The organism is Mycobacterium sp. SMC-4 (genome assembly GCF_050205565.1).
Taxonomy (GTDB): Bacteria; Actinomycetota; Actinomycetes; order Mycobacteriales; family Mycobacteriaceae; genus Mycobacterium.
The window spans coordinates 210706-236215 of record NZ_JBNMQU010000008.1 but is presented as its reverse complement, the minus strand read 5'-3'; the positions used below and the strand labels follow the sequence as shown (position 1 = coordinate 236215).

Annotated in this window: 25 protein-coding genes, 2 tRNA genes and 1 pseudogene; 19 read left to right on the top strand and 9 right to left on the bottom strand. The window is 63.6% G+C overall.

Annotation, left to right across the window (positions count from 1 at the left end):
• The first annotated feature begins 22 nt into the window (after window positions 1–22).
• From gyrA to ACQI46_RS16125, 4 genes are all read left to right on the top strand, one after another.
• Window positions 23–3811: an intein-containing DNA gyrase subunit A gene (gyrA, locus tag ACQI46_RS16140; protein ID WP_427095018.1), complete on the top strand. Its 3789-nt coding sequence runs from the start codon at window positions 23–25 to the stop codon at window positions 3809–3811.
• Window positions 3812–4762, top strand: coding sequence for a DUF3566 domain-containing protein (locus ACQI46_RS16135; protein WP_427095017.1), 951 nt, complete (start codon window positions 3812–3814; stop codon window positions 4760–4762).
• 61 nt (window positions 4763–4823) lie between these two features.
• Window positions 4824–4897: transfer RNA gene (locus ACQI46_RS16130), tRNA-Ile, on the top strand.
• 134 nt (window positions 4898–5031) lie between these two features.
• A tRNA-Ala gene (locus ACQI46_RS16125) sits at window positions 5032–5104 on the top strand.
• A 47-nt stretch (window positions 5105–5151) separates the two neighbouring features.
• Here ACQI46_RS16125 and ACQI46_RS16120 read toward each other — a convergent pair.
• The 3 genes and pseudogenes from ACQI46_RS16120 to ACQI46_RS16110 form a co-directional block, all read right to left on the bottom strand.
• Window positions 5152–6009: a tyrosine-type recombinase/integrase gene (locus ACQI46_RS16120; RefSeq protein ID WP_427095082.1), complete on the bottom strand. Its 858-nt coding sequence runs from the start codon at window positions 6007–6009 to the stop codon at window positions 5152–5154.
• A gap of 102 nt (window positions 6010–6111) precedes the next feature.
• A pseudogene (locus tag ACQI46_RS16115) lies at window positions 6112–6243 on the bottom strand (Arm DNA-binding domain-containing protein); the annotation flags it as partial.
• On the bottom strand, window positions 6230–6553 hold the full coding sequence (locus ACQI46_RS16110) for a hypothetical protein (RefSeq protein ID WP_427095016.1): 324 nt from the start codon (window positions 6551–6553) through the stop codon (window positions 6230–6232). The gene ACQI46_RS16110 and the pseudogene ACQI46_RS16115, both read right to left, overlap by 14 nt.
• A 322-nt stretch (window positions 6554–6875) precedes the next feature.
• Here ACQI46_RS16110 and ACQI46_RS16105 point away from each other — a divergent pair, with 322 nt between their 5' ends.
• The 11 genes from ACQI46_RS16105 (at window position 6876) to ACQI46_RS16055 (ending at window position 17041) form a co-directional block, all read left to right on the top strand.
• A complete protein-coding gene (locus ACQI46_RS16105; RefSeq protein WP_427095015.1) occupies window positions 6876–7085 on the top strand; it encodes a helix-turn-helix domain-containing protein in 210 nt (69 codons plus the stop codon).
• A 151-nt stretch (window positions 7086–7236) separates the two neighbouring features.
• Window positions 7237–7734, top strand: a complete 498-nt coding sequence (locus ACQI46_RS16100; protein WP_427095014.1) for a hypothetical protein — start codon at window positions 7237–7239, stop codon at window positions 7732–7734.
• Entirely contained in the window at window positions 7731–7934 is a 204-nt protein-coding gene (locus ACQI46_RS16095; RefSeq protein ID WP_427095013.1) for a hypothetical protein, read from the top strand. Before ACQI46_RS16100 ends, ACQI46_RS16095 begins: the two co-directional genes overlap by 4 nt.
• A complete protein-coding gene (locus ACQI46_RS16090; protein WP_427095012.1) occupies window positions 7931–8710 on the top strand; it encodes a bifunctional DNA primase/polymerase in 780 nt (259 codons plus the stop codon). Before ACQI46_RS16095 ends, ACQI46_RS16090 begins: the two co-directional genes overlap by 4 nt.
• On the top strand, window positions 8707–10494 hold the full coding sequence (locus tag ACQI46_RS16085; RefSeq protein ID WP_427095011.1) for a hypothetical protein: 1788 nt from the start codon (window positions 8707–8709) through the stop codon (window positions 10492–10494). The genes ACQI46_RS16090 and ACQI46_RS16085 overlap by 4 nt, the downstream gene beginning before the upstream one ends.
• A gap of 25 nt (window positions 10495–10519) precedes the next feature.
• On the top strand, window positions 10520–10939 hold the full coding sequence (locus ACQI46_RS16080) for a hypothetical protein (RefSeq protein ID WP_427095010.1): 420 nt from the start codon (window positions 10520–10522) through the stop codon (window positions 10937–10939).
• Window positions 10923–11087, top strand: coding sequence for a hypothetical protein (locus ACQI46_RS16075; protein ID WP_427095009.1), 165 nt, complete (start codon window positions 10923–10925; stop codon window positions 11085–11087). Before ACQI46_RS16080 ends, ACQI46_RS16075 begins: the two co-directional genes overlap by 17 nt.
• Window positions 11088–11097: 10 nt before the next feature.
• Window positions 11098–11730 (top strand): hypothetical protein, encoded by a 633-nt coding sequence (locus tag ACQI46_RS16070; RefSeq protein WP_427095008.1) that lies wholly within the window; start codon window positions 11098–11100, stop codon window positions 11728–11730.
• Window positions 11731–12065: 335 nt separating this feature from the next.
• The gene (locus tag ACQI46_RS16065; RefSeq protein ID WP_427095007.1) at window positions 12066–12350 is read left to right on the top strand and encodes a hypothetical protein; all 285 of its coding nucleotides are present in this window, start codon (window positions 12066–12068) and stop codon (window positions 12348–12350) included.
• Between the two features lie 382 nt (window positions 12351–12732).
• The gene (locus ACQI46_RS16060) at window positions 12733–16527 is read left to right on the top strand and encodes a transglycosylase family protein (protein WP_427095006.1); all 3795 of its coding nucleotides are present in this window, start codon (window positions 12733–12735) and stop codon (window positions 16525–16527) included.
• A gap of 25 nt (window positions 16528–16552) precedes the next feature.
• Window positions 16553–17041 carry a hypothetical protein gene (locus tag ACQI46_RS16055; RefSeq protein ID WP_427095005.1) on the top strand — a complete coding sequence of 163 codons (489 nt, stop codon included), beginning with the start codon at window positions 16553–16555 and terminating at the stop codon, window positions 17039–17041.
• A 452-nt stretch (window positions 17042–17493) separates the two neighbouring features.
• Here the strand turns inward: ACQI46_RS16055 and ACQI46_RS16050 are convergent, their stop codons facing one another.
• Entirely contained in the window at window positions 17494–18198 is a 705-nt protein-coding gene (locus ACQI46_RS16050) for a TIGR02391 family protein (RefSeq protein ID WP_427095004.1), read from the bottom strand.
• Window positions 18199–19037: 839 nt separating this feature from the next.
• Here ACQI46_RS16050 and ACQI46_RS16045 point away from each other — a divergent pair.
• A complete protein-coding gene (locus ACQI46_RS16045; RefSeq protein WP_427095003.1) occupies window positions 19038–19655 on the top strand; it encodes a hypothetical protein in 618 nt (205 codons plus the stop codon).
• An 829-nt stretch (window positions 19656–20484) separates the two neighbouring features.
• On the opposite strand, the gene ACQI46_RS16040 is transcribed toward ACQI46_RS16045, so the two are convergent.
• Window positions 20485–20862 (bottom strand): hypothetical protein, encoded by a 378-nt coding sequence (locus ACQI46_RS16040; protein ID WP_427095002.1) that lies wholly within the window; start codon window positions 20860–20862, stop codon window positions 20485–20487.
• 656 nt (window positions 20863–21518) lie between these two features.
• Here ACQI46_RS16040 and ACQI46_RS16035 point away from each other — a divergent pair.
• Window positions 21519–22340 (top strand): siderophore-interacting protein, encoded by an 822-nt coding sequence (locus ACQI46_RS16035; RefSeq protein WP_427095001.1) that lies wholly within the window; start codon window positions 21519–21521, stop codon window positions 22338–22340.
• 3 nt (window positions 22341–22343) lie between these two features.
• Here ACQI46_RS16035 and ACQI46_RS16030 read toward each other — a convergent pair whose 3' ends face one another.
• Entirely contained in the window at window positions 22344–22661 is a 318-nt protein-coding gene (locus ACQI46_RS16030) for a hypothetical protein (RefSeq protein WP_427095000.1), read from the bottom strand.
• 65 nt (window positions 22662–22726) lie between these two features.
• Complete coding sequence (cwsA, locus tag ACQI46_RS16025; protein ID WP_427094999.1) at window positions 22727–23128, bottom strand: cell wall synthesis protein CwsA; 402 nt, start codon at window positions 23126–23128, stop codon at window positions 22727–22729.
• An 87-nt stretch (window positions 23129–23215) separates the two neighbouring features.
• On the opposite strand from cwsA, the gene ACQI46_RS16020 reads away from it, so the two are divergent.
• Window positions 23216–23761: a peptidylprolyl isomerase gene (locus tag ACQI46_RS16020; protein WP_427094998.1), complete on the top strand. Its 546-nt coding sequence runs from the start codon at window positions 23216–23218 to the stop codon at window positions 23759–23761.
• Between the two features lie 12 nt (window positions 23762–23773).
• Here the strand turns inward: ACQI46_RS16020 and ACQI46_RS16015 are convergent, their stop codons facing one another.
• Both ACQI46_RS16015 and crgA read right to left on the bottom strand, forming a co-directional pair.
• Window positions 23774–24190 (bottom strand): PH domain-containing protein, encoded by a 417-nt coding sequence (locus ACQI46_RS16015; protein ID WP_427095081.1) that lies wholly within the window; start codon window positions 24188–24190, stop codon window positions 23774–23776.
• Window positions 24191–24348: 158 nt separating this feature from the next.
• Window positions 24349–24630: a cell division protein CrgA gene (crgA, locus tag ACQI46_RS16010; protein WP_427094997.1), complete on the bottom strand. Its 282-nt coding sequence runs from the start codon at window positions 24628–24630 to the stop codon at window positions 24349–24351.
• 81 nt (window positions 24631–24711) lie between these two features.
• On the opposite strand from crgA, the gene ACQI46_RS16005 reads away from it, so the two are divergent.
• Window positions 24712–25473 carry a DUF881 domain-containing protein gene (locus ACQI46_RS16005; RefSeq protein ID WP_427094996.1) on the top strand — a complete coding sequence of 254 codons (762 nt, stop codon included), beginning with the start codon at window positions 24712–24714 and terminating at the stop codon, window positions 25471–25473.
• The last annotated feature ends 37 nt before the right edge of the window (window positions 25474–25510 follow it).

Here is a 25510-nt window from a genome sequence, read left to right as displayed (position 1 = left end):
CCCCACTTAGGAACGAAATTCCATGACTGACACCACGTTGCCCCCCGGCGACGAAGCCGGCGACCGCGTCGAACCGGTCGACATCCAGCAGGAGATGCAACGCAGCTACATCGATTACGCGATGAGCGTGATCGTCGGCCGCGCCCTGCCGGAGGTGCGCGACGGTCTGAAGCCGGTGCACCGCCGGGTCCTCTACGCGATGTTCGACTCCGGGTTCCGTCCTGACCGCAGCCACGCGAAATCGGCACGGTCCGTCGCCGAGACGATGGGTAACTACCACCCGCACGGCGACGCGTCGATCTACGACACCCTGGTCCGGATGGCCCAGCCGTGGTCGCTGCGCTACCCGCTGGTCGACGGGCAGGGCAACTTCGGCTCGCCGGGCAACGACCCGCCGGCCGCGATGCGGTACTGCGTCACCGGAGATGCGCTGGTTCGCCTCCCCTTCGGCCAAGCCGTCCGCATCGGTGATGTGGTTCCCGGAGCCGCGGCGAACTCAGACAACGAGATCGAGCTGAAGGTTCTGGACCGGCACGGCGACCCGGTCGTGGCCGATGCGCTCTTCCACTCCGGTGACCACGAAACCTTCAAGGTGCGAACCGTCGAAGGCTACGAGGTTGTGGGGACCGCGAATCACCCGCTGCTGTGTCTGGTCGACGTAGGAGGCGTACCGACGCTCCTGTGGAAGCTGATCGAGGAGATTCGACCTGACGATTGTGTCGTGCTGCAGCGCACCCCACCGGTGGAGTTCGGCCCCGCCGACTGGCACGAGGTCATGGAAGCGCTGCTTCTCGGCGCGTTCATCAGCGAAGGATTCGTCAGCGAAACGCGAGCCGGATTCAACAACCTCGATCGCGATTACTTCAACATGGTCGTGGCTGCCTACGACGCGGTGGTCGGTGGGGCGCGGTACATCTCCGAGCGTCGGATCGCGTCAGGCTCGACTCTGCTCGAGTTGGACGTGCATAACCTGACGGAGCTGAGGAAGTCCCGGCTAGCTGGGCTCGTCGGCACCCGGTCAGCGGCGAAGGCAATTCCCGATTGGTTGTGGAATTCGGCAGCCACCGTCAAGAGAGCTTTCCTGCAAGCTCTTTTCGAAGGTGACGGTTCCTGTTCCGCACTGCCCCGCAATACGGTTCAGGTGTCGTATTCGACTCGAAGCGGTCAACTGGCGCGGGATGTCCAGCAGATGCTCCTCGAGTTCGGTGTCGTTTCGCGCAGGTACCTCCACGCGACCGGTGAGCACAAGGTCGTCATCACGAACCGTGCCCACGCGGACGACTTCTCTACGCGGGTCGGGTTCGGTGGAGCCAAGCAGCTCAAATTGCAGGCGTTGCTCAATGCTCTACCCGCGCGTGCTGCAGGTTTGGATTCTGACCATGTGCCGGGTCTTGCCGCGTTTATTCGGTCCCAGAGCGAAAGCCGGTGGGTCGACAAGGAATGGCTCCGCAAGCACAATATCGATCGGCTATCGCGTTGGCGTCGCGACCGCGATGAGATCTTGAGCCACATCGCCAACAAGGATGTACGTGCTATCGCCACCGAACTCACCGATGGCCGGTTCTACTACGCGCGCGTCGCTTCGGTAACCGCTGCGGGCGTCCAACCGGTCTACAGCCTGCGTGTCGACACTGCCGACCATTCTTTCATCACCAACGGTTTCGTCAGCCACAACACAGAGGCGCGACTGACTCCGTTGGCTATGGAGATGCTGCGCGAAATCGACGAGGAGACAGTCGATTTCATCCCGAACTATGACGGCCGGGTGCAGGAGCCCACGGTTCTGCCGAGCCGGTTCCCGAACCTGTTGGCCAATGGTTCGGGCGGTATCGCGGTCGGCATGGCCACCAACATGCCACCGCACAACCTGCGCGAGCTCGCTGACGCGGTGTACTGGTGCCTGGAAAACCACGAAGCCGACGAGGAAGCCACTCTGGCCGCGGTCTGCGAGCGGGTCAAGGGTCCGGACTTCCCGACCCACGGTCTGATCGTCGGATCGCAGGGTATCGAGGACACCTACAAGACCGGACGCGGTTCGATCCGGATGCGCGGTGTCGTTGAGATCGAAGAAGATTCGCGTGGGCGCACCTCGCTGGTGATCACCGAGTTGCCGTATCAGGTCAATCACGACAACTTCATCACCTCGATCGCCGAGCAGGTCCGCGACGGCAAGCTCGGCGGCATCTCGAACATCGAGGACCAGTCCAGCGATCGCGTGGGTCTGCGCATCGTCGTGGAGATCAAGCGCGACGCCGTGGCCAAGGTGGTGCTGAACAACCTCTACAAGCACACCCAGCTGCAGACCAGCTTCGGCGCCAACATGCTGTCCATCGTCGACGGCGTGCCGCGCACGCTGCGCCTGGACCAGCTGATCCGGCACTACGTTGACCATCAACTCGATGTGATCGTCCGCCGGACCACCTACCGGCTGCGAAAAGCCAACGAGCGGGCCCACATCCTGCGCGGTCTGGTCAAGGCACTCGACGCGCTCGACGAGGTCATCGCGTTGATCCGGGCCTCGGCGAACGCCGATGTCGCACGCAGCGGACTGATCGAGCTGCTCGACGTCGACGAGATCCAGGCGCAGGCGATCCTCGACATGCAGCTGCGGCGGTTGGCCGCCCTGGAACGTCAACGCATCATCGACGATCTGGCCAAGATCGAGGCCGAGATCGCCGACCTCGAGGACATCCTGGCCAAGCCGGAACGTCAGCGCGCCATCGTGCGTGACGAGCTCAAAGAGCTCGTCGACAAGTACGGCGACGACCGCCGCACCCGGATCATCCCGGCCGACGGTGACGTCGCCGACGAGGATCTGATCGCGCGCGAGGACGTCGTCGTCACGATCACCGAGACCGGTTACGCCAAGCGCACCAAGACCGACCTGTACCGCAGCCAGAAGCGCGGCGGCAAGGGCGTTCAAGGCGCCGGGCTCAAGCAGGACGACATCGTCAACCACTTCTTCGTCTGCTCGACCCACGACTGGATCCTGTTCTTCACCACGCAGGGCCGGGTCTATCGGGCCAAGGCTTACGACCTGCCGGAGGCCTCGCGCACGGCGCGTGGCCAGCATGTCGCGAACCTGTTGGCCTTCCAGCCCAACGAGCGCATCGCCCAGGTGATCCAGCTCAAGACCTACGAGGACGCGCCGTATCTGGTGCTGGCCACCCGTAACGGCCTGGTGAAGAAGTCGCGGCTGATCGACTTCGACTCCAACCGGTCCGGCGGCATCGTCGCGGTCAACCTGCGTGACGGCGACGAACTGGTCGGCGCGGTGCTGTGTTCGGCCGACGACGACCTGCTGCTGGTGTCGGCCAACGGTCAGTCGATCCGGTTCTCGGCCACCGACGAGGCGCTGCGCCCGATGGGCCGCGCCACCTCGGGTGTGCAGGGCATGCGGTTCAACGCCGACGACGCGCTGCTTTCGCTGAACGTCGTGCGTCCGGACACCTACCTGCTGGTCGCCACCTCGGGTGGTTACGCCAAGCGGACGGCCATCGACGAGTACCCGGTCCAGGGTCGCGGCGGTAAAGGTGTGCTGACCATTCAGTTCGACAAGCGTCGTGGCACGCTGGTCGGTGCGCTGATCGTCGACGACGACACCGAGCTGTACGCCATCACCTCCGGCGGCGGTGTCATCCGTACCGCCGCACGTCAGGTCCGTAAAGCCGGGCGCCAAACCAAGGGCGTTCGCTTGATGAACCTCGGCGAGGGCGACACACTGATCGCGATCGCGCGCAACGCCGAAGCCGGCGACAGCACCGACGAGGTCAACACCGACGTCGACGCGACCACCAGTGAGGAGTCGTAGGTGAGCTCACCGAACGAGCCAGGCCACGCGCGGGCCGGCGACGGATCCGGCGCGGGTAACGGTGCGCCGTCCTCGTCGGCGCCCGCGCAGGACGCCGGGGCGCCTGGCAACGATGTCCCGCCGTGGCAGCGAGGCCCCGCGGGCCGGCCCAGGCAGCGGCACGCGGCCGACGGACCCGGTCCGGAGGCCCGGCAGGGTGGCAACAACCCTGCGGGTCTGGACGCGCGGCTCAACCGGTTCATGGGCGGTGGAGCGGACGCGGAGCAGACGCAGCGGCCGGCCGAGCGCACCGAGAACGCGCGGACCGAGACGATCCGTCCGGAACCTGCCGGCAGACCCGAGCCGGCCGGTCGTCCGGAACCTGCCGGCAGGCCCGAACCGGTCAGCCGTCCGGAACCGGATCGTCCCGAACCTGCTCGCCGTCCCGAGCCCTACGCCAGTGAGATCCCGGATCTGTCCGGCGGGGTGCCGCGGTCGCCGCAGCAGCGCCAACCTGCGGAACGCCCCGTCGCGGAGCAGCGGCCCCGCCAGGCCCGCCCGGCCACACCGACGCGCGGCGTCGAAGTGGCGTCGCGACAGCATCGCGGGCCGGTGCGGGCCAGCATGCAGATCCGGCGGGTCGACCCGTGGAGCACGCTGAAGGTGTCGCTGCTGCTGTCGGTGGCGCTGTTCTTCGTGTGGATGATCGCGGTCGCGTTCCTGTACCTGGTGCTGGGCGGCATGGGGGTCTGGACGAAGCTCAACAGCAACGTCGGCGACCTGCTGACCAGCGCCAGCGGCGGCGCCGGCGGAGAACTGGTCTCCAGCGGAACGGTGTTCGGCGGCGCGGCGCTGATCGGCCTGGTCAACATCGTTTTGTTGACAGCCGCGGCCACCGTCGGGGCGTTCATCTACAACCTGACGACCGACCTGGTCGGGGGCGTGGAGGTCACCCTCGCCGACCGAGACTGACCGCGGTTTGGGAGACCGGTTGCCCGTGAGGTAATCTCGTCGCTCGGCCATGCGGTTCGAAGGGGCTATAGCTCAGGCGGTTAGAGCGCTTCGCTGATAACGAAGAGGTCGGAGGTTCGAGTCCTCCTAGCCCCACGGAAAGGTTCCACATCGATGAAGCCGGTGCTTGTGCTCGTCGCGGCGGTTGCCGCCGCTGCACTGCTGGTGTGGCGCAGTCAGCACGGCGCCGAGGTGTGGCACACCGCCGACGCACCGTCCTGATTTCCTCGGGGGCCTTAGCTCAGTTGGTAGAGCGCTGCCTTTGCAAGGCAGATGTCAGGAGTTCGAATCTCCTAGGCTCCACAATCAAACAAACAGGTCAGGCGTTTATCGTCTGGCCTGTTGTGCTGTCAGGCCGCGTTTGTGCCCACACTCTGCCCACACTCCCGAGTTAAAAGCGCGTTCATCGCGACCCCTACCGCCTCAACGTCCGACCCGTACAGGTGGCCGTACCGGTCCAGCGTCAACGCCGCCGACTCATGTCCCAGCATGTTCTGAAGGCTCTTGATGTTCGCCCCAGCTTGAATCGCCAACGACGCCGCCGTGTGCCGTAGCTCGTGGATCTTGAAGTCGGTAGGCAGCCCGGCAGCGACGACGGCGTCGGACCACCAGCGCCGCCGCACGTTCGTCCCACGCATGTGTCCGCCCTTGGAGTCCGGGAACACCAGAGCCTCCGCATCCCCGACCGTGAGAAGGCCGGCCACGAACGCTGAGACGCTTACTGTGCGGCCCTTGCCACCCTTCGGGGTGCCGACGACGAACCGGTTGTCGACGAGCGTCACCGACCGCGCCACCCGCATCCGTAGCCTGTCGAGGTCGAGGTCCCGCCAGCGGAGTTCCGCAGCTTCCCCGAACCGCAGCCCGCAGGTCCCCAGCAGATACACCAGGGCGCGATGATCCCCTGCTGCCTCGGCCAAGCCGTGCAACTGCTCCAGCGTCAGAAAACGCTGTTCGACCGTTCCCACCGCGGGCAACTCGACGCCGTCGGCAGGATTGACCACCAGACGGTTCTCTCGGACCGCCATCGCGAGCACCTGCCGCAGGACCCCGACCGATTTGTGCACCGACGCCGGGGCATGACTCGCCGCCAGCTGACCGACCCATTCGCGGACGAGCTGGCGCGTGATGTCCCCCAGGGCAACCTCGGCGTGATCGGCAATGAATGTATCCAGCACCACCTGATAGCGGGCCCGCGTCGAGGGCTTCAAGTTGTGCTTGCTATCCAGCCACTCTTCCGCGTACTCCCCGAGTCTGACCCGGCCCGCTGCTGGCGCTACGTATGCACCGCGTCGCTTATCGACCTCAAGTTGATTGGCCCAGGCCTCGGCATCCCTCTTCGTGCGGAAGCCGCGCTTATCCGTCTGCCTACGATCTGGGGTCCGGTATCGCACTCGGTAACGAGTTACCCCAGCGGAAGTCTCGTACTTCTCAATCGTCGCCATCGTCAGACTCCAGTTGCACCTGCGCGCGCCTCGCCTGTAGCCAAGCGCCCTGAGTCTTCTTTTCCTGCTCGATCTGCATTCGCAACCGCCAGGCCGGCCATGCTGCCGCTTGAAACACGAGAGGCAGTCGGTCGTCGTAGGGCAACGGGTTGGTGGCCCGTAGCCAGAACCAGAGCGACGCAGCTGACAGGGGATACTCGAAGCCCGTCAGGTGAAGCTCGTCGCGGCCGTTCTCCGCATCAGGCATCAACAGCGTGACAGGCGAAACCTCAAGTGCCACAGCAAGAGCGACCAAATCGTCAGAGTCCACTCGTCGGGTCTGAGCCACGATCTTCCGTAGGCCGAGAGGCGGGATCGGGCGGCCAATCTGTGACAGCCGCTCGGACAAAGCAGCAAACGTGAGGTTCAGCCTCGTCCGCAGTCGCTCGACATTCGCGGCGACAGCTTCCCCCGTAGGTCCGAGCGGATTTTTCGTCAGGCCTTTGGGTGGCTCGGGTGGTGGGCTCACTAAACGACCATAAACGATCTTTTGAATCGCTCCCGCGATTCACTTGACCGTGTTACCGATTGTCATGCATTATGACCCGAAGAGAGATCGTAACGATCGCTCCCGCGATTGAAAGGAAACAGATGTGCTCCCACTCCTAGACACGCTGCCTCCGGTAGCGACGCCGGCCCAAGTGGCCGAGGTCGTCCAGACAAGCGTCGATGCGCTTGCCCAAGATCGGTATCGGCGGCGCGGTATCCCCTACGTGAAGATTGGCGGCCGCGTCCGCTACCTCCGTGAGGACGTTCTTAAGTACTTGATAGACAACAGGATCGGTGGCCCGGATGCCGCATGACCGCCCGCAGGAATGGCACTGCGATCTCGGCCTCGACCCCGAAGCCGACCGGACCGAAGACTTGCGGCCCGGAAAAAGCGAAGTCCCCGAAGCGGCAACTTCGAGGACTTCCGTAACCCATCACTCAGCAGAGATCTAGGAGAACTCCATCATGGCTGCACGAAGCAAGAAGATCAACACCGACGACACGTTCGACGGCGCCGTTGAGGTATCGGCCGATCAGCAACCTGTCAACCTCGACCCGCCGAACCCCGCTATCGCGCGCTGGCAAGAACTCGCCGAACGCGACACAGACATCTATCACGGCGGTGACGCCGAAAAGATGATGCCGTTCCCGCGACCGGCGTGGGCTGATCCCGACTGGGACGACGTCGCCACAACGTGGCAGGCCGCTTGCTACCGTGGCGCGCCCGTCTATGTCGCCTCGTTCTCGGGCAGTGGCGAGGATGACGGGGAAATCGTGCGCCCCGCATGTGTACGTGTGATACCGCGTATCCACGGTTGCGGAAGCAAGTTGGTCGGCATCAACATCCGTCGCTTCGTGGGCGGGAAGTGGCACGAGTGGGGTACATCCATCCAGCCCGAGGGTGCCCTTGAGTTGGCGGATGTTCTGCGCGCCGCCGTCGAGGTGATGGGCGACGAGAAGTGAACACGGTCAGTACATCGGATTGCACTTACGCCGCGCAGTGGGATCTCGACAGCGCACGTGGGCACGCCGACACGGTGTGCTGCCTGATCGACAGCGCGATCGGTCACCTCGACGACGCACGCAAGACCCGCGCCACCGAGATTCTCGACAAGGCCACCGCCCTCCTAGCCGACCTCGACCGACTGCGAGCGGCACTGTGACCGACAACAGCGCCACGGAGGCCCGCCCCAGCATCATCGGGGCGGGCACTCCGCTCGAAACTATGTTGACTCTGGGGTTCTCAGTCGGGCCGCTCGACGGCAAGGTCCCTCTGACCAAACACGGGGTCCAGGACTTCACTCGGGACCGCGACGTGATCACCCGGTGGGCACGACATCACCCTGGCTGCAACTGGGGCGTGACTCAGGCCGGCGTGATCTGTCTTGACGTTGATCCCCGACACGGCGGAACCGTCGCCGCGCTCAGGTTAGGTCCCGAGCACGAGACGTTGACGATCAGGACGGGTGGGGAAGGCTGGCACTTCTATTACCGTCACACCGGGCCCGTGCGCGGCAAGGTCTCCGGCACCACTGGCATCGACGTAAAGGCGGGCGGGCGAGGCTATCTCGTCGCCCCCGGCTCGATCCACCCAATAACCGGGCAGCCCTACCGCATTCACCGCGGCGGGCCAATCGCCACCCTCCCTGAACATCTGCAGCACCTGATCGTTCAACCGAACTACTCACCGCCGAGAACAAGTACTTCGGAGGGATTTGTTGGGACTGGCGATCGTTGGGACGGCCTCGTGAAGTCAGTGGCCGAAGCTCAGCCAGGCAATCGCAACGGCATCCTGTTCTGGGCAGCGGCCCGGGCTGCCGCCGACAGCGCACCTGCGGCGGTGTACTCCGCACTGGCCGCAGCGGCCCACGAAATCGGATTAGGCGCTCACGAGATTCAACAAACCATTCAATCCGCCCAGAGGAAGGCGACGGCGTGACCGACACCGACGACTTCTTCAACGCCACACCAGAACTGCACACCATCTATCAGTGGGCACGAGCGCGTTTCGCCGCGCCCTGGGCCGTCTTCGGCGCTGTCCTACTACGAGTGGTCGCCAGCACTGGCCCGGAAGTGCAGCTCCCCGGCATCATCGGCGGACGTGCCTCACTGAATATGATCGCCGCGTTCGTCAGCCCCTCGGGCGGCGGTAAAGGTATCTCCGACAAAGTCGCCCGGCTGGCCTGGCCGGCACCCATCACCGAACGCCCCATTGGTTCCGGGGAGGGCATCGCAGCCCTTTTCGCTCCGCCGAAAAAGGAGGGCGCCGAACGGATCACCCGCGCGATCATCACCATCTCCGAGATCGACACCCTGGCAGGCATCGCGGCGCGGCAAGGATCGATTCTGCTGGCACAGTTGAAGGCGGCGGTCATGGGCGAGTTGATCGGGCAGGCCAACGCCAGCGAGGCCACCAGCCGAGTCGTTCAACCGCACACGTACAGAATGTGTATGAGCGTCGGTGCCCAACCCGGCCATACATCGGTGATCTTCAACGACACCACCGGCGGCACACCGCAACGGATCTTGTGGTTCCCCACTGTCGACCCGAACATGCCCAGTGTGGCCGGAGCAGACCCCGAACCGTTGAACACCGACCTGCCGGCCTGGACCCGGCTGTCCACCGACATCGTCGAGATCCAATACGGGCCCGAGGAAATCGCCCGCACCGTCATCGATGCACACCTGGCCCGCCAACGTGGTGAGGCCGAAGCCCTCGACGGTCACGCACTCCTCTCGCGATTGAAGGTGGCTGCTGGGCTGGCGATCTTGCACCATCGATCGGTCGTGTCCGAATTTGACTGGCAGCTCTCTGCGAAAGTCATGGCGGTATCGGACTCCACCCGCGACTGGATCGTCACCGAGGCGCACAAGGCGGCTCGCGCAAAAGTGCGGGAGCGTGCGATCACCCGGGCGACCGGCGAGGAGTTCTACGACGCCACCCGCCTAGAGACCGTCAGACGCTCCATCCTGCGAATGCTTGAACGCGACACCGAACTGACCGAGGGAGACCTACGTCGCCGCCTTGGACGCAAGGAGAAGCGGGAGCTGTTCGACCAAGCAATATCTTTGCTGGACTCCGAAGGGCTGGTGTTCTCGCGTCAAGGCGACTACAACGGCCGAACCTTCACCTACTGGTCATGCGTGACCACACCGGTCACCCATGGAAACAGCAGGTCAGGATACGTGACCGCTCCGGTCACCCATGACCCCGATGCTACCGTCACCAGCATCGATTCACGCAGGTCGCGTGATGAGCCTCGCCCGAAGCTGTCGTGCCTCAAATGGTTGAGCGAGTACGTCGAGCAGTTACGTGCAGAGGGTCACACCACCGTCGAATCATTTGCTGTGATCGAAGCCGGTCACGCTGCCGGGTACACGACTAGCAGCATCCACCAAGCCCGCACCTCCCACCCCGACATGCACACCATCTCCCGAAAACGAGGTCGCGCAATCTGGTCCATCGTCCCCGACCAGCGACCTCCCCGGCATGAGTCCGCAGCCGCCTGGCTCGACAAATGGCTCGACATGCAGACCGCGGTCACGGTCTCGCCCGAGGACGCGAAACACGCCGGGCAAGCCGCAGGCCACCCCTGGCAGTCGGTCCGCCGCGCAGCAGGACTGTCCGACCGCATCGAGTCAGTGCCCGCGCACGGCGACAGCCGAACCGAAAAGATCTGGCGAATCGTCGACCCCCCAGATCAGAATGAGGATGCTTCGTGACTCGGCGGCGCCGCGAGCGACATTCATGACCGATGACGAAGTGCGCCAAGTCGGCGATACGGTTACAGTCCGGGGTCGCAACGCATTAGATGACCTCGCCCGCTGCGTTCTGGCTCGCATTCAGAAGGACCGCCTCAACGGCGCGTCCCCGGCACGGTATGCCCGCCTGCTCGCAGCCATCCACACCGCCATGTCCTCAAGCGGACAGCAACTCGCGGAATCTGCTGACCCGCAGACACACTCAAACCAACAGGGCGAAGACAACTGGATGAGCACCACCGAAGCCGCAGCAACGCTCGGCATCACCTGCCGGCAGATGCGGCGCCTAGCACCCAGCATCGACGGCGCACAGCGCATCGGCAACACCTGGGCGCTGAGACAAGCCGCTGTCCTCGCCCTCGCCGAGGAACGACACAGAAAGGCGCGCAATGGCCAACGCCAATAACGACCCCGGCGGCGCCCTCAAAGCCGCTCTCGATGTCTACCTCGCCGCGCTACCCGCCGACGAGTTCAATGCCCTCGTCGCCCGCACCCGCGAACCCGACGAGCTGGGCACCACGCCCACGCAGAACCTCGCCACGACCCACCACTAGGAGAACCGCCATGACTGACTATCCCCGCTCCGAGATGGCCCGTATCCAAGGCCGCCTCAACAGGGAAGCCGAGGCCATCCGTACCAGCCGCCGATACAGCGACACCGGTAAGCGAATCGAAATGGCCAAGGCCCTCAAGCAGGCCCGCCGCGAACGAGACCAGCTCAAGCAGTCGTTCCTCGCCGATCGACAGTCACGCCGCGAAACGTTGCAGCGAAAACTGTTCGGCATCAGCGGCGACGCCACCCCCGAACAACTCATGATCATGCGCGACTCACGCGACCGCGCCGCCAAACTCGACGGCCCCGAAGACGCCGCCACCCACCTCGAGCTGGCCACCACCTCCGGCGACACCTACATGGCCCAGGCCATCGCCATGGTCGCCGCCACCAAAGGCTGGAACGGTGTCGTCAACACCTACGCCCAGAACGCCCCCGCCGGAACAGCCACCGCCCTCGAAGAACTGGCCGACATCCCCTCGGGCTCACGCACCAACCTCATGGACACCGCCGTCTTCCGACTCGCAGAACCCGACGAACTCCGCCACTACCGCACCGACACCGACCTTGAGAACCTTGCCGCCCAAGACGCCGAACCCATCCCCGCCGGCGGCATGCGCTACGAAGGCGTGCCGACATCCTGAGACCGGTGACTCGGGGCGGCTCCTTGTCATGGCAGCCACCCCGAGTCACCCCCAAATCCCAAGGAACAGACCATGACACACCAGCCACAGCGACCTTCCGGCGCAACCGCTGCGCGCCAGGACGTTTGCTGCGGGGTGCATACGTGCAGTTCAGATGGGTGGGGAGGGACCCCGATGTTTGCTGTGGAGAAGCCCGGATGGCATAGGGCCTGCCGGTCAGTGCATGCAACGCAGATTTTCCAGGAGAGGGGCTAACTAAATTGGCCGGACAGGTCTCTGCTGGTGAGCGTCTTCGGGAACAGATGGACGCCGCCTTGGCCCGAGCTTCTCAGGAGATGGGTCAGCCGGCGGATGCGCCTCTGGAGTGGACCGAGCAGGAGGCTTCGGCACTGGAGGCCGCTTGCACCGCCGCGGACCGTTCCGAGGTGTTGAAGTCCGGTTTCGATCGGGAGTTGGCCGGGGAGAACCGTCCGTCGGTGTTGGTGAAGTTGTCTGCGGAGGTGCGGGCGCTGGACCGGCAGGTGGTGGACTTGCTGGCGAAGGTGAACGTCGGCCTCGGGGAGGGGATTTCTCAGCGACATCAGAGGGCGTCTAGGGCGCGTTGGGGGGCGAAGCGCTGATGGCTAGGGTTGCGGCGCCCCGGACGGTCTTTCCGGTCGAAGGGGTGTATCAGGCGGTCCGCCTGAAAGTCGTTGAGGGTCTGCGGGAGAACCCGAATCATGCTGGCTGGCGGCGGTGCTTGGAAGCGATCACTGCGGGGGAGCCGGTGCGTGTTCTAGACAGCTTGCTTCCTGATGACGTGAAGTCGAGTGCGGCGTACGTGGCGGCGAAGCGGGGTGTCGGCTGCTCTGGGGAGCGCTTCGTACGAACGGCCGTGACCGCGACGGTTTATCCGGATGGGCGCATTTCGTATGACGCCCAGACTGCCGCTGACTGGATGGCGGAATACATGCCCGAAGACCTTCTCGACTGGCGAGACCTCTGAGGGATTAGGAGTCTGATATGCCCATATACGTCGATGTTCTGACACGTCTGGATGAGCGTTCAGCGGCTGTGGCTGCCCGCCAGATTGAGCGGCAGTTCTCGGATGCGGGGGAGCGGGCGGGTCGGTCGTTTCAGTCTTCGATGAGTTCTGGTGTGACGGGGGGGACTGCGGCGACTGACCGGATTGGCCGGGAGATGGTGTCGCAGTTCTCAGGTCACGGCGCGCAGGCTGGTCGCGGGTTCGGGTCGTCGTTTGGTTCGGAGTTGAGCCGTTCTATTCCTGGCGCGTCGGCGTTCTCGTCCACGCTTTCGGGGTATCTGGGTGTGGCCGGTAAGGCGGGCGCTGTTGCCGGCCGGGCGTTGGGGTTGGCGTTCACGACTGCTGCGGCGGGCCTGATTGGCGCCGCTGGTGTCACCTTGTTCAAGGGGTTTGAGCGGTATCAGGCTATTGATTCGGCGAAGAACCGTTTGGAGAACCTGAACCGCGTTTTGGAGCGGACGGGCCGCGCCACTCTTGATGTGGGTGCGGTGATGGAGACCGTCAACGCCGCAGTTGAGGGAACCCCGTACTCGTTGTCGGCGGCGTTCTCCATTGCCTCTCAGGCGTTATCGACCAGTTCGGGTGATTTGAAGCGGTTCATGTCCGCCGTCACCAACACTGCCGCCTATCTGGGTAAGCCCTTGGATTCGGTCGGTGAGGGTTTCCTGCGGATCGCTTCGTCCGGCAAGGTCAGCCTCGAGCAGTTGCAGAACCAACTGGAGGGCTTCCCGGTTGACCGGATGGCCTCCATCGTTGGTGTCTCGACCGCGGAGCTGTACAAGCTGATCAGCGACGGCAAGATTGGCTTGGAGACGTTGTTGCAGACCGTCGAGCAGAACATGGACGGTTTCGCCAAAGGGTCGGTGAACACTTTAGCCGGCTCGATTGAGCAGGCGCAGACCGCTGTTGCCCGTCTGGGTGCGAACTTCCTTGGCGCGCTGTTCGGTAAGCCGACCGATGACGCCAACACGCTCAAGGATGCGATCAACGCGGTGTCGGGTCGCCTGAACGATGTGAATTCGTGGGTGACCGCGAACCAAGGGCAGATCCGGCAGGTCTTCGAGGATGGGGTTCAGGCGGCGAAGGATCTAGCTAACGCTGTCCAGGATGTGCTGGGTTGGATCGACAAGATCGGTGTCGGTGTTGACGACGCGGTCAAGGCGTTTGTGGCATGGAAGTCCATCCAGGGTGTTTCCGCGCTGACGACGGCTTTGACGAGCACGAGCACGATGCTGTCGACGGGACTTCCGGGCGCGGCGGATAAGGGCGCCAAGGGCATCAGCGCCGCCCTCTCGCGAGTGGCGGTCCCGGCCTGGCTGACCTACCTGGCGATGTCAAACGGTCCTGACATTGAACGGTGGGCCGAAGACAACATCCCCGGCGCGCGAGAACTCAACGAACTCCCCAACCCGGGCGACGCCGGTAAGGCCGCCCGCGAATGGTGGGACCGCACGATTCAGGGCGACCCCGGCAGCCCTGCGACGCCTGCACCTCTGCCGCAAATGGGCGGAGGCAGCGGCCCGGCCACGGTCGGCGGAATCCCCATCCCCGGCCTGGTCGGCCCCGGCCAAACAGGCGCGCCCCCAGCACCGTTCGGCAATTTGCCCGGACAGATCCCGCTCGGCGGTGCAACAGGTGATGCTCAGCGTCAGCGGCGCGGCTCCACGGGATTCACCCTGCCAGGCCCGGCGCCCGCCGGCAGTCCCATCCTCGATCCGACGGGCACTGGCGATGGGGAGAAGGCGAAGCTGCCTGATGCGCCGGTTCTTCCGCTGGTGTATCAGTCGACCGCTGGTTTGGATGCGTCTCTTGCTGCGGCTCTGAATCGTGTCGATGAGGCCCGTCACGATCTTGCCGAGAAGGAAGCTCGGTTGCAGCAGTTGTTGGCGTCGAATGTGGCTACTGAGGCGGATATTCAGGATGCCCGTAATGATGTGGCGAAGGCTGGGCAGGATGCGAACGAGGCGCAGGCCCGTTTCGCTGAGGCGCAGCAGGCGGCAGCCGAGAAGCATAAGAAGAAGCTGAAGTCGGCTACCAGTGACATGGAAAGCCTGGGCGCGGAGCTGGATAAGGACTTCGGTATTTCCAAGGGCTTGGCGGGGATCTTGGAGAACATCACGAAGTTCGTCGGCAATCTGATGTTGTCGGGTCCGTTGGCGATGCTGTCGAATATCGATAAGGCGAACCCGAATCAGGGGTCTGGCCTGATGGGGTTGCTGGCGTCTCAGGGGGCGTTTGGTGTCGAGTACACCCCGGCTTATCGGGCGATGCTCGAGGCCGAGAAGGAAGCGGCCTCGGCGGCGGGCGGATCGAGTGCATCGACTCCGGTTCCCGCAGCACCTATGGATGCCTCTTCGATTCCGCAGTCGAAGCATCCCGATGCTGGGTTGACGCCTGCTGCGGCGAAGCTCAATGACATTGTCGCCGCCTACTTCCCGCAGATTCAGACCATTGGCGGATACCGGCAAGACCCGCACCCGGATCATCCGTCGGGTCGGGCGCTGGACATCATGATTCCCGGCGGTACTACCCGTGGTGGTAAGAATCCGCAGGGTAAGGCGCTGGGTGATCAGATTTGGAACTTCCTTGTGGGTAACGGTTTGATCGACGAGAAGGGTTCGTTGTGGCAGACCGATACCGGTGGCGACCATTTCGATCACATCCATGCCCGGATCAAAGAGGGCATGGAGAATGCGCTGCCTGGTGTTGTGCAGGCGGCTACGACTGCGGCGCTGCCCGCGGGGGCCACCACGGCGGGTGGGTATGCGCAGTTGCCGCAGTCGCCGTTTGGGTCGATTCCGCTGCCTTTGCCGGTCACGATCGTTGGTGGTGCTCCGGGGAGTCTGCCTGGTGGTCCGACGCATGGCGGCGGTCTTCCTGGACCCGCACCTGCCGCCGCGCCGGCTTCGTCCTCTGGGCGCAACTGGGATGCGCTCGCTCAGGCCGAGGCCAGTGGGAACTGGTCGATCAACACCGGTAACGGTTACTACGGTGGGTTGCAGTTCGACCAGTCCACGTGGGATGCGTCGAAGCTGCCCGGTATGCCTGGGCGTGCGGATTTGGCGACTCGTGAGCAGCAGATCGCCGCTGCGGAGAACGCGATCCGTATGCGTGGCGGTGACCCGTCAACGTTGTGGCCGGCCAATCATCATCTTCTCGGCACCCCGGCAGCCCCGCCGGTCAGCACGGGGGTCGGTACCGGACCTATACCCGGACCGATGCCCGGTCTACCTCAAACCATGATCGGCGGCGGGGAGAGCGCCCCGATCGGGTTGGGTGGCCAGGCATACCCGGCCAGCCCTGGTGGTGGTGGTGTCGGTTTGGGTGGCATGGCGATGGACGCCGCCATGATGGGCACCAGCGCCCTCGATGTGATGATGCCCGGCTCCGGCGCGTTGGCGAAGATGGGCATTCAGCTCGCCAACCGAAGCATTCAGCAAGCCAGCCAGGTGGCGGGCATCATCGGGTCTGGCTTCCTCGAAACCTTCACCCCCGCCGGGGATAACCCGAAAGCCAGCATTGGGAACTCCTGGTTGGGCAAGGCCCTCGGCGCTGCGGCTAGCGCGGCACCGGCACTGCCCAACTTGGCTGGCGGGAAACGGGAGCAGCCGCTTGGCGGCGAAGAAAACGCCGGCCAGGGCGGCAGTCAGGCTTCGGGTAACACGATCAATCAGACGGTCAATCAGACGAATAACTACCCGACGAATGATGTTGCGGCGAGTTCTGCGGTGCGTGAGATGGGTGCGATGCATGCGACTCCGGGGCGGCAATGACCGTATCTCTGAGAAACTGACCAACGTGGCCAGCCAATCCCACGAGCCCAGTGCCGGCGACTTCCGCCGCGCAGCAGCCCTTATGACGCACCGCGCATCCACCAACGCCGATGACGTCAATGAAGGCGTCCGAGCCATTCTGGAAGAAGCCGTTGCGCATGGGCGGCTCACCCGCCTCTTGCTTGCCCTCGATGAGGCTTACCGGATATGGCTTGACAAAGTTGGGGCCGCACCGCGCGAAGCGGTCGACTATTTCGTCGACCACACAGCAAGTCAGCACGAGGACCCCTACACGCGGCGCGCGGCGGCGGCGATTCAAGCGATCAGACGCGACGATGTTAATGCGCTGAATGCGCTACTAATCGAAGTGAATGCGGAAAACGGAGGACCGCGCTTGGTAGGCGCCGTCTCCGACATCTACACAACCGCGATCCCGGAACTCTCTACCCCAGAGGTGATCTCCGATCTGCAGGCGTGGACTTTGGAGATCGCATGCTACGACCACGAGGAATGATCGACGCGCCGTGCGAGACGCCGCGAAGCGGACGCTTGGATGTCGGTCAGTACGCGTGGCGGCCTGTGTCGGCGATCGCTGTTACGTTCGACCCCTCACCGCCCAAGCAACGACCGAAGTAAGGGAAACGCGATGCTCAGCACCAGACTCGAATTGGTCCGCGAAGCTATTCAAAATTGCCAGAGCGCGACCGCGAAAGTGAGTCAGTACCGGTCGGACAACGATCCGGCCGTCAAAGCGCTCGCGGACGCGATCCACTTCTTGTCGTTTGGGGTGCAGCAGATTGGTCTCGCACTCTCAGACGAGGGCCGCGTCAACGATCTCCCCAGCCAGCGAAGCAGGTAGCCCGCAGAAAGCTTCCTACGGCCGGTGCACTTCAACGTTGGTTCAAGTCGCTCGGGCGGCTCGGTGACCGGTTCATTCGGAGGTCCTTCGACCTCCATGTCGGGTGATCACAACTTGGATGCGGCGACATCAAGCCTGCGATGAAGGAGGCTGGCGAAACCGAGGTATTCGATTGCCTGCCGGGGGTCCTCCGGCTTGAACAACTCATGCGCCTTGGGGTTTCGCACCGCTAACATCGCTCCGCTGAACAGGGCGGCGAAACCCTTTTGCTCATTCTCACCGCTATGACCGAGTTCCGATGCCACGTCGAGCACTGGGTCCGCCGTGCCGAACGCGGCACCCATCAACTTGGCTCCCGTGCGGTCAGAGATTCGGGTGAGGGCTCGAACGCGAACCTCAATAGACTTGAATGCCTCGGATACAGCGGACGCGTAGTGTCCATCGTTGAAAAGATCACTCGATGCTGAGATCACATTCGGATGCAGGTACTCGATCGTCAGGCGACGGATTGGTGCGCTCCGTGGAGGCCCTGCCTTACCCCAGATCACCTTGATCCGCGACATGCGGGGATTGCCGTTAACCTTGTTGACCCGAACCTCAGCGGCGAGACGACGGTCCTTGCCGCCGCGGGGATCGTCGACCTCGACGATGTCTCCTTCGTAGATCGGCGTTTCAATCTCGAAAGACCCCGTCCTGCCCTGAATGTGGGCCTCAACAGGCGTGCGTGTTTCGTCTTCAAGACCTTCGTTGTGGATGATGACGACAGTCTCGGTTCCCATCGTGTTTCGAATGCCATCGAGAAATCCAGCCATCAGTCAAATGTCTCCCATCGAATAAATGACGGAGTCCATGGTGGGGGGTTCGCCATCCGCTTAGGGTAAGCACGTTCTCCGCCGGAAGCGGTGACGCTGCATCAACCGGGCCGTTGTCGCTCAGCGTGACTTTGATCGAGTGCTTCACGGCAATCACCGGCGGTGGGCACCTCGACTCGCTCAGGAGAGAAGCTGCGCCATGGAGGTTCCTAACCCAATGAGCGTCGCAGCTGCGAAGAGGACGTGACCCCAGCGCTTCCGTGCGCGGTCGGGGAGTGCGAAGTCGTATAGCTGGGCGTCGTCGGATTCCCAGATATCCACGCTCGGTGTGACCCATCGTTCAGCGACCTGGGCGCCTGCCGCGGCGAGGTAAAGCGCGATAGTAATAAGTGCTGATGTCTGCATGGCCGCGCATTCAACCTGGCGGGGGTGCAGCGGTAGCTCACAGCATCGACGCACAGAGCGGCAACGCGGTCACCAATCGGGGCTGAGCCTCCGCGCCATCGCCAGCGCCACTGGGCAGAACCACCAGACGGTCGCCAATGACCTGTCTAAAAGTAGACATTCGGCGGGCGGGCGGTGTCTCATGCGGACTATCTTCACTTCGACTGGAACCGTTTGCCCGCAGGGGACGTCTAAATGATCATGCGGGACAGCGACATTGTTGACTCTGAGTTACGACTACTTCGCGCAGTGCATCGCTCACTGCGCGCCGCGGGTGGAAGTCCAACATTCGAAGCAATCGATAGGTTGCTCGACGAACGAAGCGCGATAGCCAACTCGCCTGAAAGTAGGCATTTAGACTGCGTCGAAAGGTGCCAGCGGGAAGGGGACGGCTTATGAGCGCGCAAAATGGGTTAGTCGTCGGCGCGCTCCTACTTCTAGTATTTGCTGTTGTTCTCCTGATCTATCGTAGGAATAAGGGGCGGGCGGGCAGGGCCGGAATCGGCCTATCTGTTGGTGAGTACCCATCAGGGACCGCTGCAATCGACATAGCCCTTGGCGAACTGGCCATAGCTACAAGGTTTTTCGAGAAGCGAAGGAATCAGGCGAAATACAAGGCAGAGAACGTCCTCGTTGGAACGCGAACCGCGAACGGTCTCATCGCAGTAATCGGTGTGTTGGTGACCTTCGAAGGGTGGTCTCGATGGGGGATCGTATCCACCGCCTTGGCTGCACTTGTCGCCGGCATAGCCGAGTGGGACGCTCATTACCGTCACCGCGAACTATGGATACAGAGGACCGTGGTGCTCAGCAAACTCCAGAACCTACTGCGTAACAGTCGATTTCGACTCGCACGCGGCGATGATCCTGACGGACTGGCCGCAGAGATTCTGGTAAGCCTTAGCGCGATCCTCGATGAGGATCTTAGTAACTGGACAACAATGCGCGGAGACACGGAGGATCCTCCACAAAGTCCGGAGAAGGACGTGCCCCCGAGCCCAAATGGCCAGTAATTGCCTTGGTTATTCAGTGACAGTGGAGATCAAAGAGATCGCATACAGTGCGGAGCGCGGGGTTCCGTTCAGGGCTATCAATCGCCTCGCCAGGGCCCGCGCGAGTAGGTTCACTCGATGCGTCTTTGCCGTCGTCTATCGCCCGAAGCCAAATGGCGTAGTTTAGCCAGTGGCTATCGTGCTTCGACCCATAGACAATTCCAAGCGGTAACGATCCGTCATCAAGCACCTGTCGGTGTATCCACCCCGCGATGCTAGAGGTCAGAGCTCGATCCTCACCGCGAAGGTGCGACGTGGTCAGTTGGGGCACAGCCGCCATTGAAAGGGCCGGCTGAAGGTTATTGATTATCGAAGCGATGGACGACGAGTGCTCAATATCAATGAACCAGCCACTGGTAGGCAAAGTCAGAGGATAGATCAGCCTCTCATTCCGCCAAGACCGGGCGATTTGATGCGGCGACATGTGGTCGCGCTCGGTCCACTCCTTGATGATCTCCTCTTCAAGACTTCCGAAATAAGTGTCATCGTCGAAGTACTCGGAGAGCTCGATGTCGATGTCGGGCCGTGCGTACGCAAGGGATTCAGCGTATGCACACTGTGGCGGCGCTGCGGCGTAGATAGTCCGGTGGTTAAGCACGTCGTAGCGCCCCCACTGTCCCCGCGGCTTCTTCGAGGTGCGTAACAGCGGGTTGAGCGGCCCGTACGATTCCTTGGCGATACGCCATGCAGAACCCCCAGTAGAGGGGGCGAGAGCTAGCCCAGAGACAGCGCATATGCGCTGTCCTTTATCAATGTCTGCTTGGACCATCCCTCGCCCCCATCGCCTGGTCTAGTCGTCGGTGCTATCAGCGAACGCAACGGCTGCGTCCCACACTGCCGATAGCTCACCCTCACGGAGTCGAAGAGCGGGCGACACCTCACCCAAGCGCGGGTTGGCCCCAATGAACCATGTACGAGCAATGCTGTCGTTCTCTGCTGTAGACACCTTCGCCCACACGCGATGGGCCATGATAAGTCTCGCCAAGGCCTCGTCGCGTGGTGTCGGACCGTCTGCCTTAGCCCACTTATGGGGGAGTTTCTTGTCCCGAACGCCAGCCAACAGAGCGACCAGCGTCGGTCCGAGATGACTGTTGAGTTGGCGAACCAACTCATGCGTGTCCATCTTCAGGGTTTCTTCACCGATCTTGGTGTCGATATCAATCGGCATTGCAAGATCACCTCATTTCCAATCGTGGTGGGGTGGTAGTCAGGGCCGTCGCCTCAGCCACAGGGGTCGTCACCATGTCTGAAGGTTGCGCGGCTCAGCGGTACAGTTCATTCGAACCCCCTCTTTCGATGAAGTACCGCCGACCACGCAGTCATGCTACCCAAATTCCACTCTAATGCAACCAGTCTACACGGAATATTCCGTAGCGAATCTCTCGGCGATACCGATGAGATTGCGTTTTGTGGCCTCATACCTGCGGTTCTTTCCTTATCGGACGCGCGTGCACCTCGCCTAGCTAGGGGTCGCCCCGCACACGGTGTGTTGAAAGCTCAGCGAAGCTCAAAGATGGCAGCTTCTGCCGAAAGGGTATGTGCACACGAAAATTTCAGCTGTGTAATTTGGCCCTGGCGAAACATCGGGGGTTGAGCAGTGAGCGTGCGATTGGGGGCGCGTACCCAATTCTCCCGTTGCACACACCGTGCCCACAATCTGCCCACAGTTACAGGCACTTGCAGTTATGCAGTGTTACAGGATCATTCGGGCCAAGCTGCACCGAAGCGTCCAACCTGCAACATGATTCGCCTTTGCAAGGCAGATGTCAGGAGTTCGAATCTCCTAGGCTCCACAAGTTCCCAAGGGTTTCCTACGCTGAGCCCGTGAGTTTCTCGTATGCGTCTGTCATCGAGACCAAACCCCTGAACCCCCGGCTGATCCGGATCTCCCTGCGCATCGACGATCCCGCCGGGCTGGATGTGCAGCAGGCCGCCGATTCCGCCGTCGGGGTGTACTTCACCGCCCCGGAACCGGGCGCCTCCCCCGACGGCCCGGCACGCAACTACACGGTGCGTGCCCAGCGCGACGACGTCATCGATCTCGACGTCGTTCTGCACGAGCGCGGGCCGGGCACGACGTGGGCCCGCCACACTCGGCCCGGCGACCGCGTCGGACTGGATCACGCGAGGTCCTGGTACCGACCCGATCCCGCCGCCCGGTGGCAGTTGCTGGTCACCGATCTGTCAGGCCTGCCGGCCGCCGCGCGCATCATCGAGGAACTCGATCCGACGACACCGGTGACCGTCATCGCCGAAGTCGCCGACCGCGCCGACCTGGATTACCTGCCCACCCACCCGCGACAGACGCTGGTGCACAGCATCGGCACCGGAAACGGGTACGCGCCCAGTCGGCTCGCCGCGCTGGTCGAGGAACTCCAGCTTCCCGAGGGGCACGGGTACTGCTGGTTCGCCGGTGAGGCCGCCCAGTCGCGGGCAGTCCGCAAGTATCTCCGCGGCTGCGGATTCGACCGCGACCAGTACGACATCACCGGTTACTGGAGGTTCGACTCCGAAACCTGGGACGCCGAATACGCGCGGGTGGGCGGCGCGATGTTCTCGATCTACGAGCGCGCTCTGGCCGCCGGCAAGAGCGACAAGGCCGCCCTCGAAGAGTTCGACGACGCCCTGGAGCGAGTCGGCCTGTAGCCGCTAGTCCTCGACGGTATCGATGAACGCGTGGATCTGCGCGATGTCCGGCCCCGGTGCCGCAGCGTCCTTCCAGGACTGCAGCGACGTCGTCGCCGCGCCCTGCAGCACCCGCAGATAGTCGGTCACCGAAGTCCCCGACAACGTGCCCAGCCGTTTGGCGACCTCCGGGAGGAGCGGTTCCAGAGCCGTGGCGGTGCTGGAGCCGTTGCCGGTCGCGGGCGCTTGAGCCAGCAGGGTGACGACGCGTTCCAGATCCGACCGGCTCAACCGCGGATACGCTGCGGCGAGATCCTGCTTGACGTCGTCTTTGATGCTCATCGGCTGCCTCTCGCTCGGGATGTTCTCAAGCGGCAGCGATACCCATCGTGGACGTGGCGCTACACCTAAGGCTTGGGCGTCACCTCGACGCTTGGCGGCAACGGTGACGGCTCCGGCTGCGCGGACTGGCGCGCGACCTTGAACACCGCGGCTCCCCCGGCCAGCGCCGCGACACCGAGCCCGACCCACAGCAGTTGCCGTCGCCGACGCGCGGGTTTGCGCTTTTTTGCGAGCGTGTCCGGCAGGCCGGCCACGACCTCTTGTGCTGCGGCCAGGTCCTCCTTGAGCTGACGCGTCAGCTGACCGTTGCGGTACCGGTTACCGGCCCATGCAGCCGTCGATCGCACCGAGTCGACGCCCATACCCACCGCTCCCCTGGTCAGGTCCACCGGACCGACCGTCGTGTAGTGCAGGCCTCGGGTGAACCGCTGGCTCGGCGTCATGCGGACACGCGTCTTGGAGCTCATTTCGAACCTCTTTCCACCGGACGACATCGCGATCCCAGCCTGCCATCTCCGCCAACCCCACGGTGCCGGGTTGGCCTCCAGAGCGGCGTGGCAGACTGGCTTCCCGTGACCAGTCCTATTCAGACCGCGACCGCGACCCTGCACACCAATCGTGGCGACATCAAGATCGCACTGTTCGGAAACCACGCACCCAAGACCGTGGCCAACTTCGTCGGACTGGCCCAGGGCACCAAGGACTACAGCACGGAGAATGCCACCGGTGGTACCTCCGGCCCGTTCTACGACGGAGCGGTGTTCCACCGGGTCATCGACGGTTTCATGATCCAGGGCGGCGACCCCACCGGCACCGGCCGTGGCGGCCCGGGCTACAAGTTCGAGGACGAATTCCATCCCGAGCTGCAGTTCGACAAGCCCTACCTGCTGGCCATGGCCAACGCGGGCCCCGGCACCAACGGCTCGCAGTTCTTCATCACCGTGACCAAGACGCCGCACCTGAACCGCAAGCACACCATCTTCGGTGAGGTTGTCGATCCCGAGTCGCAGAAGGTCGTCGACGCCATCGCCACCACGGCCACCGACCGCACCGACCGTCCGACCGAGCCGGTCGTCATCGAGTCGGTCACCATCTCCTAGCTGTTCGCCGCGTCACCGGGAGCCGGGTACGAACCCGGCCTCGGTGAGCGCGTCGAGCACTTTCAGCGGATCCATTCCTAGATCCCAGCGGCTGAGCACCAGCAGCCGGTCGTCACTGGTCTCGATCTCCAGCAGCCGAACCTTGCGTCCGATGCGGCGAAACTCCGTGATCCGGATGAGGGCGATGTCTGCGCGGCCGATCCGCCGCTCGCGCCACCATCCTCGGTAGACCAGCGAATCGGCGTTCTCGACGATTGCCAGTTTTGGACGTGCCTGCCACGACATCTGTGCAAACACAAGCAAACCGATGGCGGCAAGACCGACCAGGATTCGACCCGGCACGTCTGTGACCAGGGTCACAGCCCCTACGGCAAGCGCCAGACCCACTCCCGCGGCTGCGATGATGCCCCCCGTCGGCGGCGCCCACATTGTTTGCTGTGTGGACAATTCACAGCCTCCTAGCGCGGCATTCGCAGTTATCCACAGGTGCTATCCCCAATGGGGATGAATCACACGCGTGTGATCCGGTAACGCGCAGGTTGCGGGCAACCGAACGGTTCCGAACCCGTGGTCGAGGGACTCGGACGTCACCGCCAACGCATCGTCAGCAGCAAACCCGTGATCATGAAGCCGAACGCGATCGCGTAGTTCCACACATTGAGGTCGGCCATCCACTGCAACACGCTCGGCACCTCTGGGCCGCTACCGGCAAGCTGGAACACGATCAACCACGCCAGGCCGATCAGCATCAAGCTGATGAAAAACACGACAAACCAGGTGCTCGACGGACCGGCCTTGACCTTCACCGGAGTCCGACTCACCGGGTTGATGGTGAAGTCGTTCTTCTTACGGACCTTGGACTTGGGCATGGGAACCTTACCGACGGTGCGACGATGTGTTGAAGAAAGCCTAACGTAGCCGCTGACCGCGCTTGTAGAAGGAGACGACGCGTGAAGGACCAGCAGACGTCCGCACACCGCCGTTCGCGGTGGCGGTTCGGCGTGCCGGTCGTGTGCGCAGCGGCCGGTCTGCTCCTCGGGGTGACCCACGGGGTGTCCGGCGGCGACGAGATCCGACGCAGCGACTCTCCCCGTCTGGTCGACCTCGTGCGTGAGGCGCAGCAGTCCGTCGACCGGATCACCGCCCAGCGCGATGAACTGGCCCGCGAGAGCGAGAACCAGCACGGCGGCTCTCCTGCCACGGCCGAGGCGCTGCAGGCGATGACGCGGCGCTCCGACGCGCTGACCGATCAGACCGGTCTTCCCCCGCTGCGCGGCCCCGGTTTGGTCGTGACGCTCAACGACGCGCAGCGCGACGCGCACGGTCGCTTCCCGCGGGATGCGTCACCGGATGATCTGGTCGTCCACGAGCAGGACCTGCAGGCCGTCATCAACGCGCTCTGGAGCGCCGGCGCCGAAGGCATCCAGGTGCAGGACCAGCGCATCATCGGCACGTCCGCGATCCGGTGCGTCGGCAACACGCTGCTCCTCAACGGCCGCACCTACAGCCCGCCGTACGTCATCTCCGCAGTCGGCGACGCCGCCGCGATGCAGGCGGCCCTGGCGGCCGCTCCCCTGGTCTCGCTCTACAAGCAGTACGTGGCCCGATTCGGGCTCGGCTACCTCGAAGAAGTCCGCGATCTCGAACTGGTCGGCTACACCGAACCCGTGCGGATGAAGTTCGCCACGCCGCTCGGCCCTCTGGGCTACTGACCGGCTTCGACTACGAACCGACCGGCAAGGCGCGATA

Coding starts and splice junctions, on each gene's coding strand:
- ACQI46_RS16050 (WP_427095004.1), bottom strand. CDS start 18,198: ATGGCTGGATTTCTCGATGGCATTCGAAACACGATGGGAACCGAGACT.
- cwsA (WP_427094999.1), bottom strand. CDS start 23,128: ATGAGCTCCAAGACGCGTGTCCGCATGACGCCGAGCCAGCGGTTCACC.
- ACQI46_RS16065 (WP_427095007.1), top strand. CDS start 12,066: ATGGGTCAGCCGGCGGATGCGCCTCTGGAGTGGACCGAGCAGGAGGCT.
- ACQI46_RS16070 (WP_427095008.1), top strand. CDS start 11,098: ATGACTGACTATCCCCGCTCCGAGATGGCCCGTATCCAAGGCCGCCTC.
- ACQI46_RS16075 (WP_427095009.1), top strand. CDS start 10,923: ATGGCCAACGCCAATAACGACCCCGGCGGCGCCCTCAAAGCCGCTCTC.
- ACQI46_RS16060 (WP_427095006.1), top strand. CDS start 12,733: ATGCCCATATACGTCGATGTTCTGACACGTCTGGATGAGCGTTCAGCG.
- ACQI46_RS16040 (WP_427095002.1), bottom strand. CDS start 20,862: ATGCCGATTGATATCGACACCAAGATCGGTGAAGAAACCCTGAAGATG.
- gyrA (WP_427095018.1), top strand. CDS start 23: ATGACTGACACCACGTTGCCCCCCGGCGACGAAGCCGGCGACCGCGTC.
- ACQI46_RS16100 (WP_427095014.1), top strand. CDS start 7,237: ATGGCTGCACGAAGCAAGAAGATCAACACCGACGACACGTTCGACGGC.
- crgA (WP_427094997.1), bottom strand. CDS start 24,630: ATGCCCAAGTCCAAGGTCCGTAAGAAGAACGACTTCACCATCAACCCG.
- ACQI46_RS16045 (WP_427095003.1), top strand. CDS start 19,038: ATGAGCGCGCAAAATGGGTTAGTCGTCGGCGCGCTCCTACTTCTAGTA.
- ACQI46_RS16080 (WP_427095010.1), top strand. CDS start 10,520: ATGACCGATGACGAAGTGCGCCAAGTCGGCGATACGGTTACAGTCCGG.
- ACQI46_RS16030 (WP_427095000.1), bottom strand. CDS start 22,661: ATGAGCATCAAAGACGACGTCAAGCAGGATCTCGCCGCAGCGTATCCG.
- ACQI46_RS16015 (WP_427095081.1), bottom strand. CDS start 24,190: ATGTGGGCGCCGCCGACGGGGGGCATCATCGCAGCCGCGGGAGTGGGT.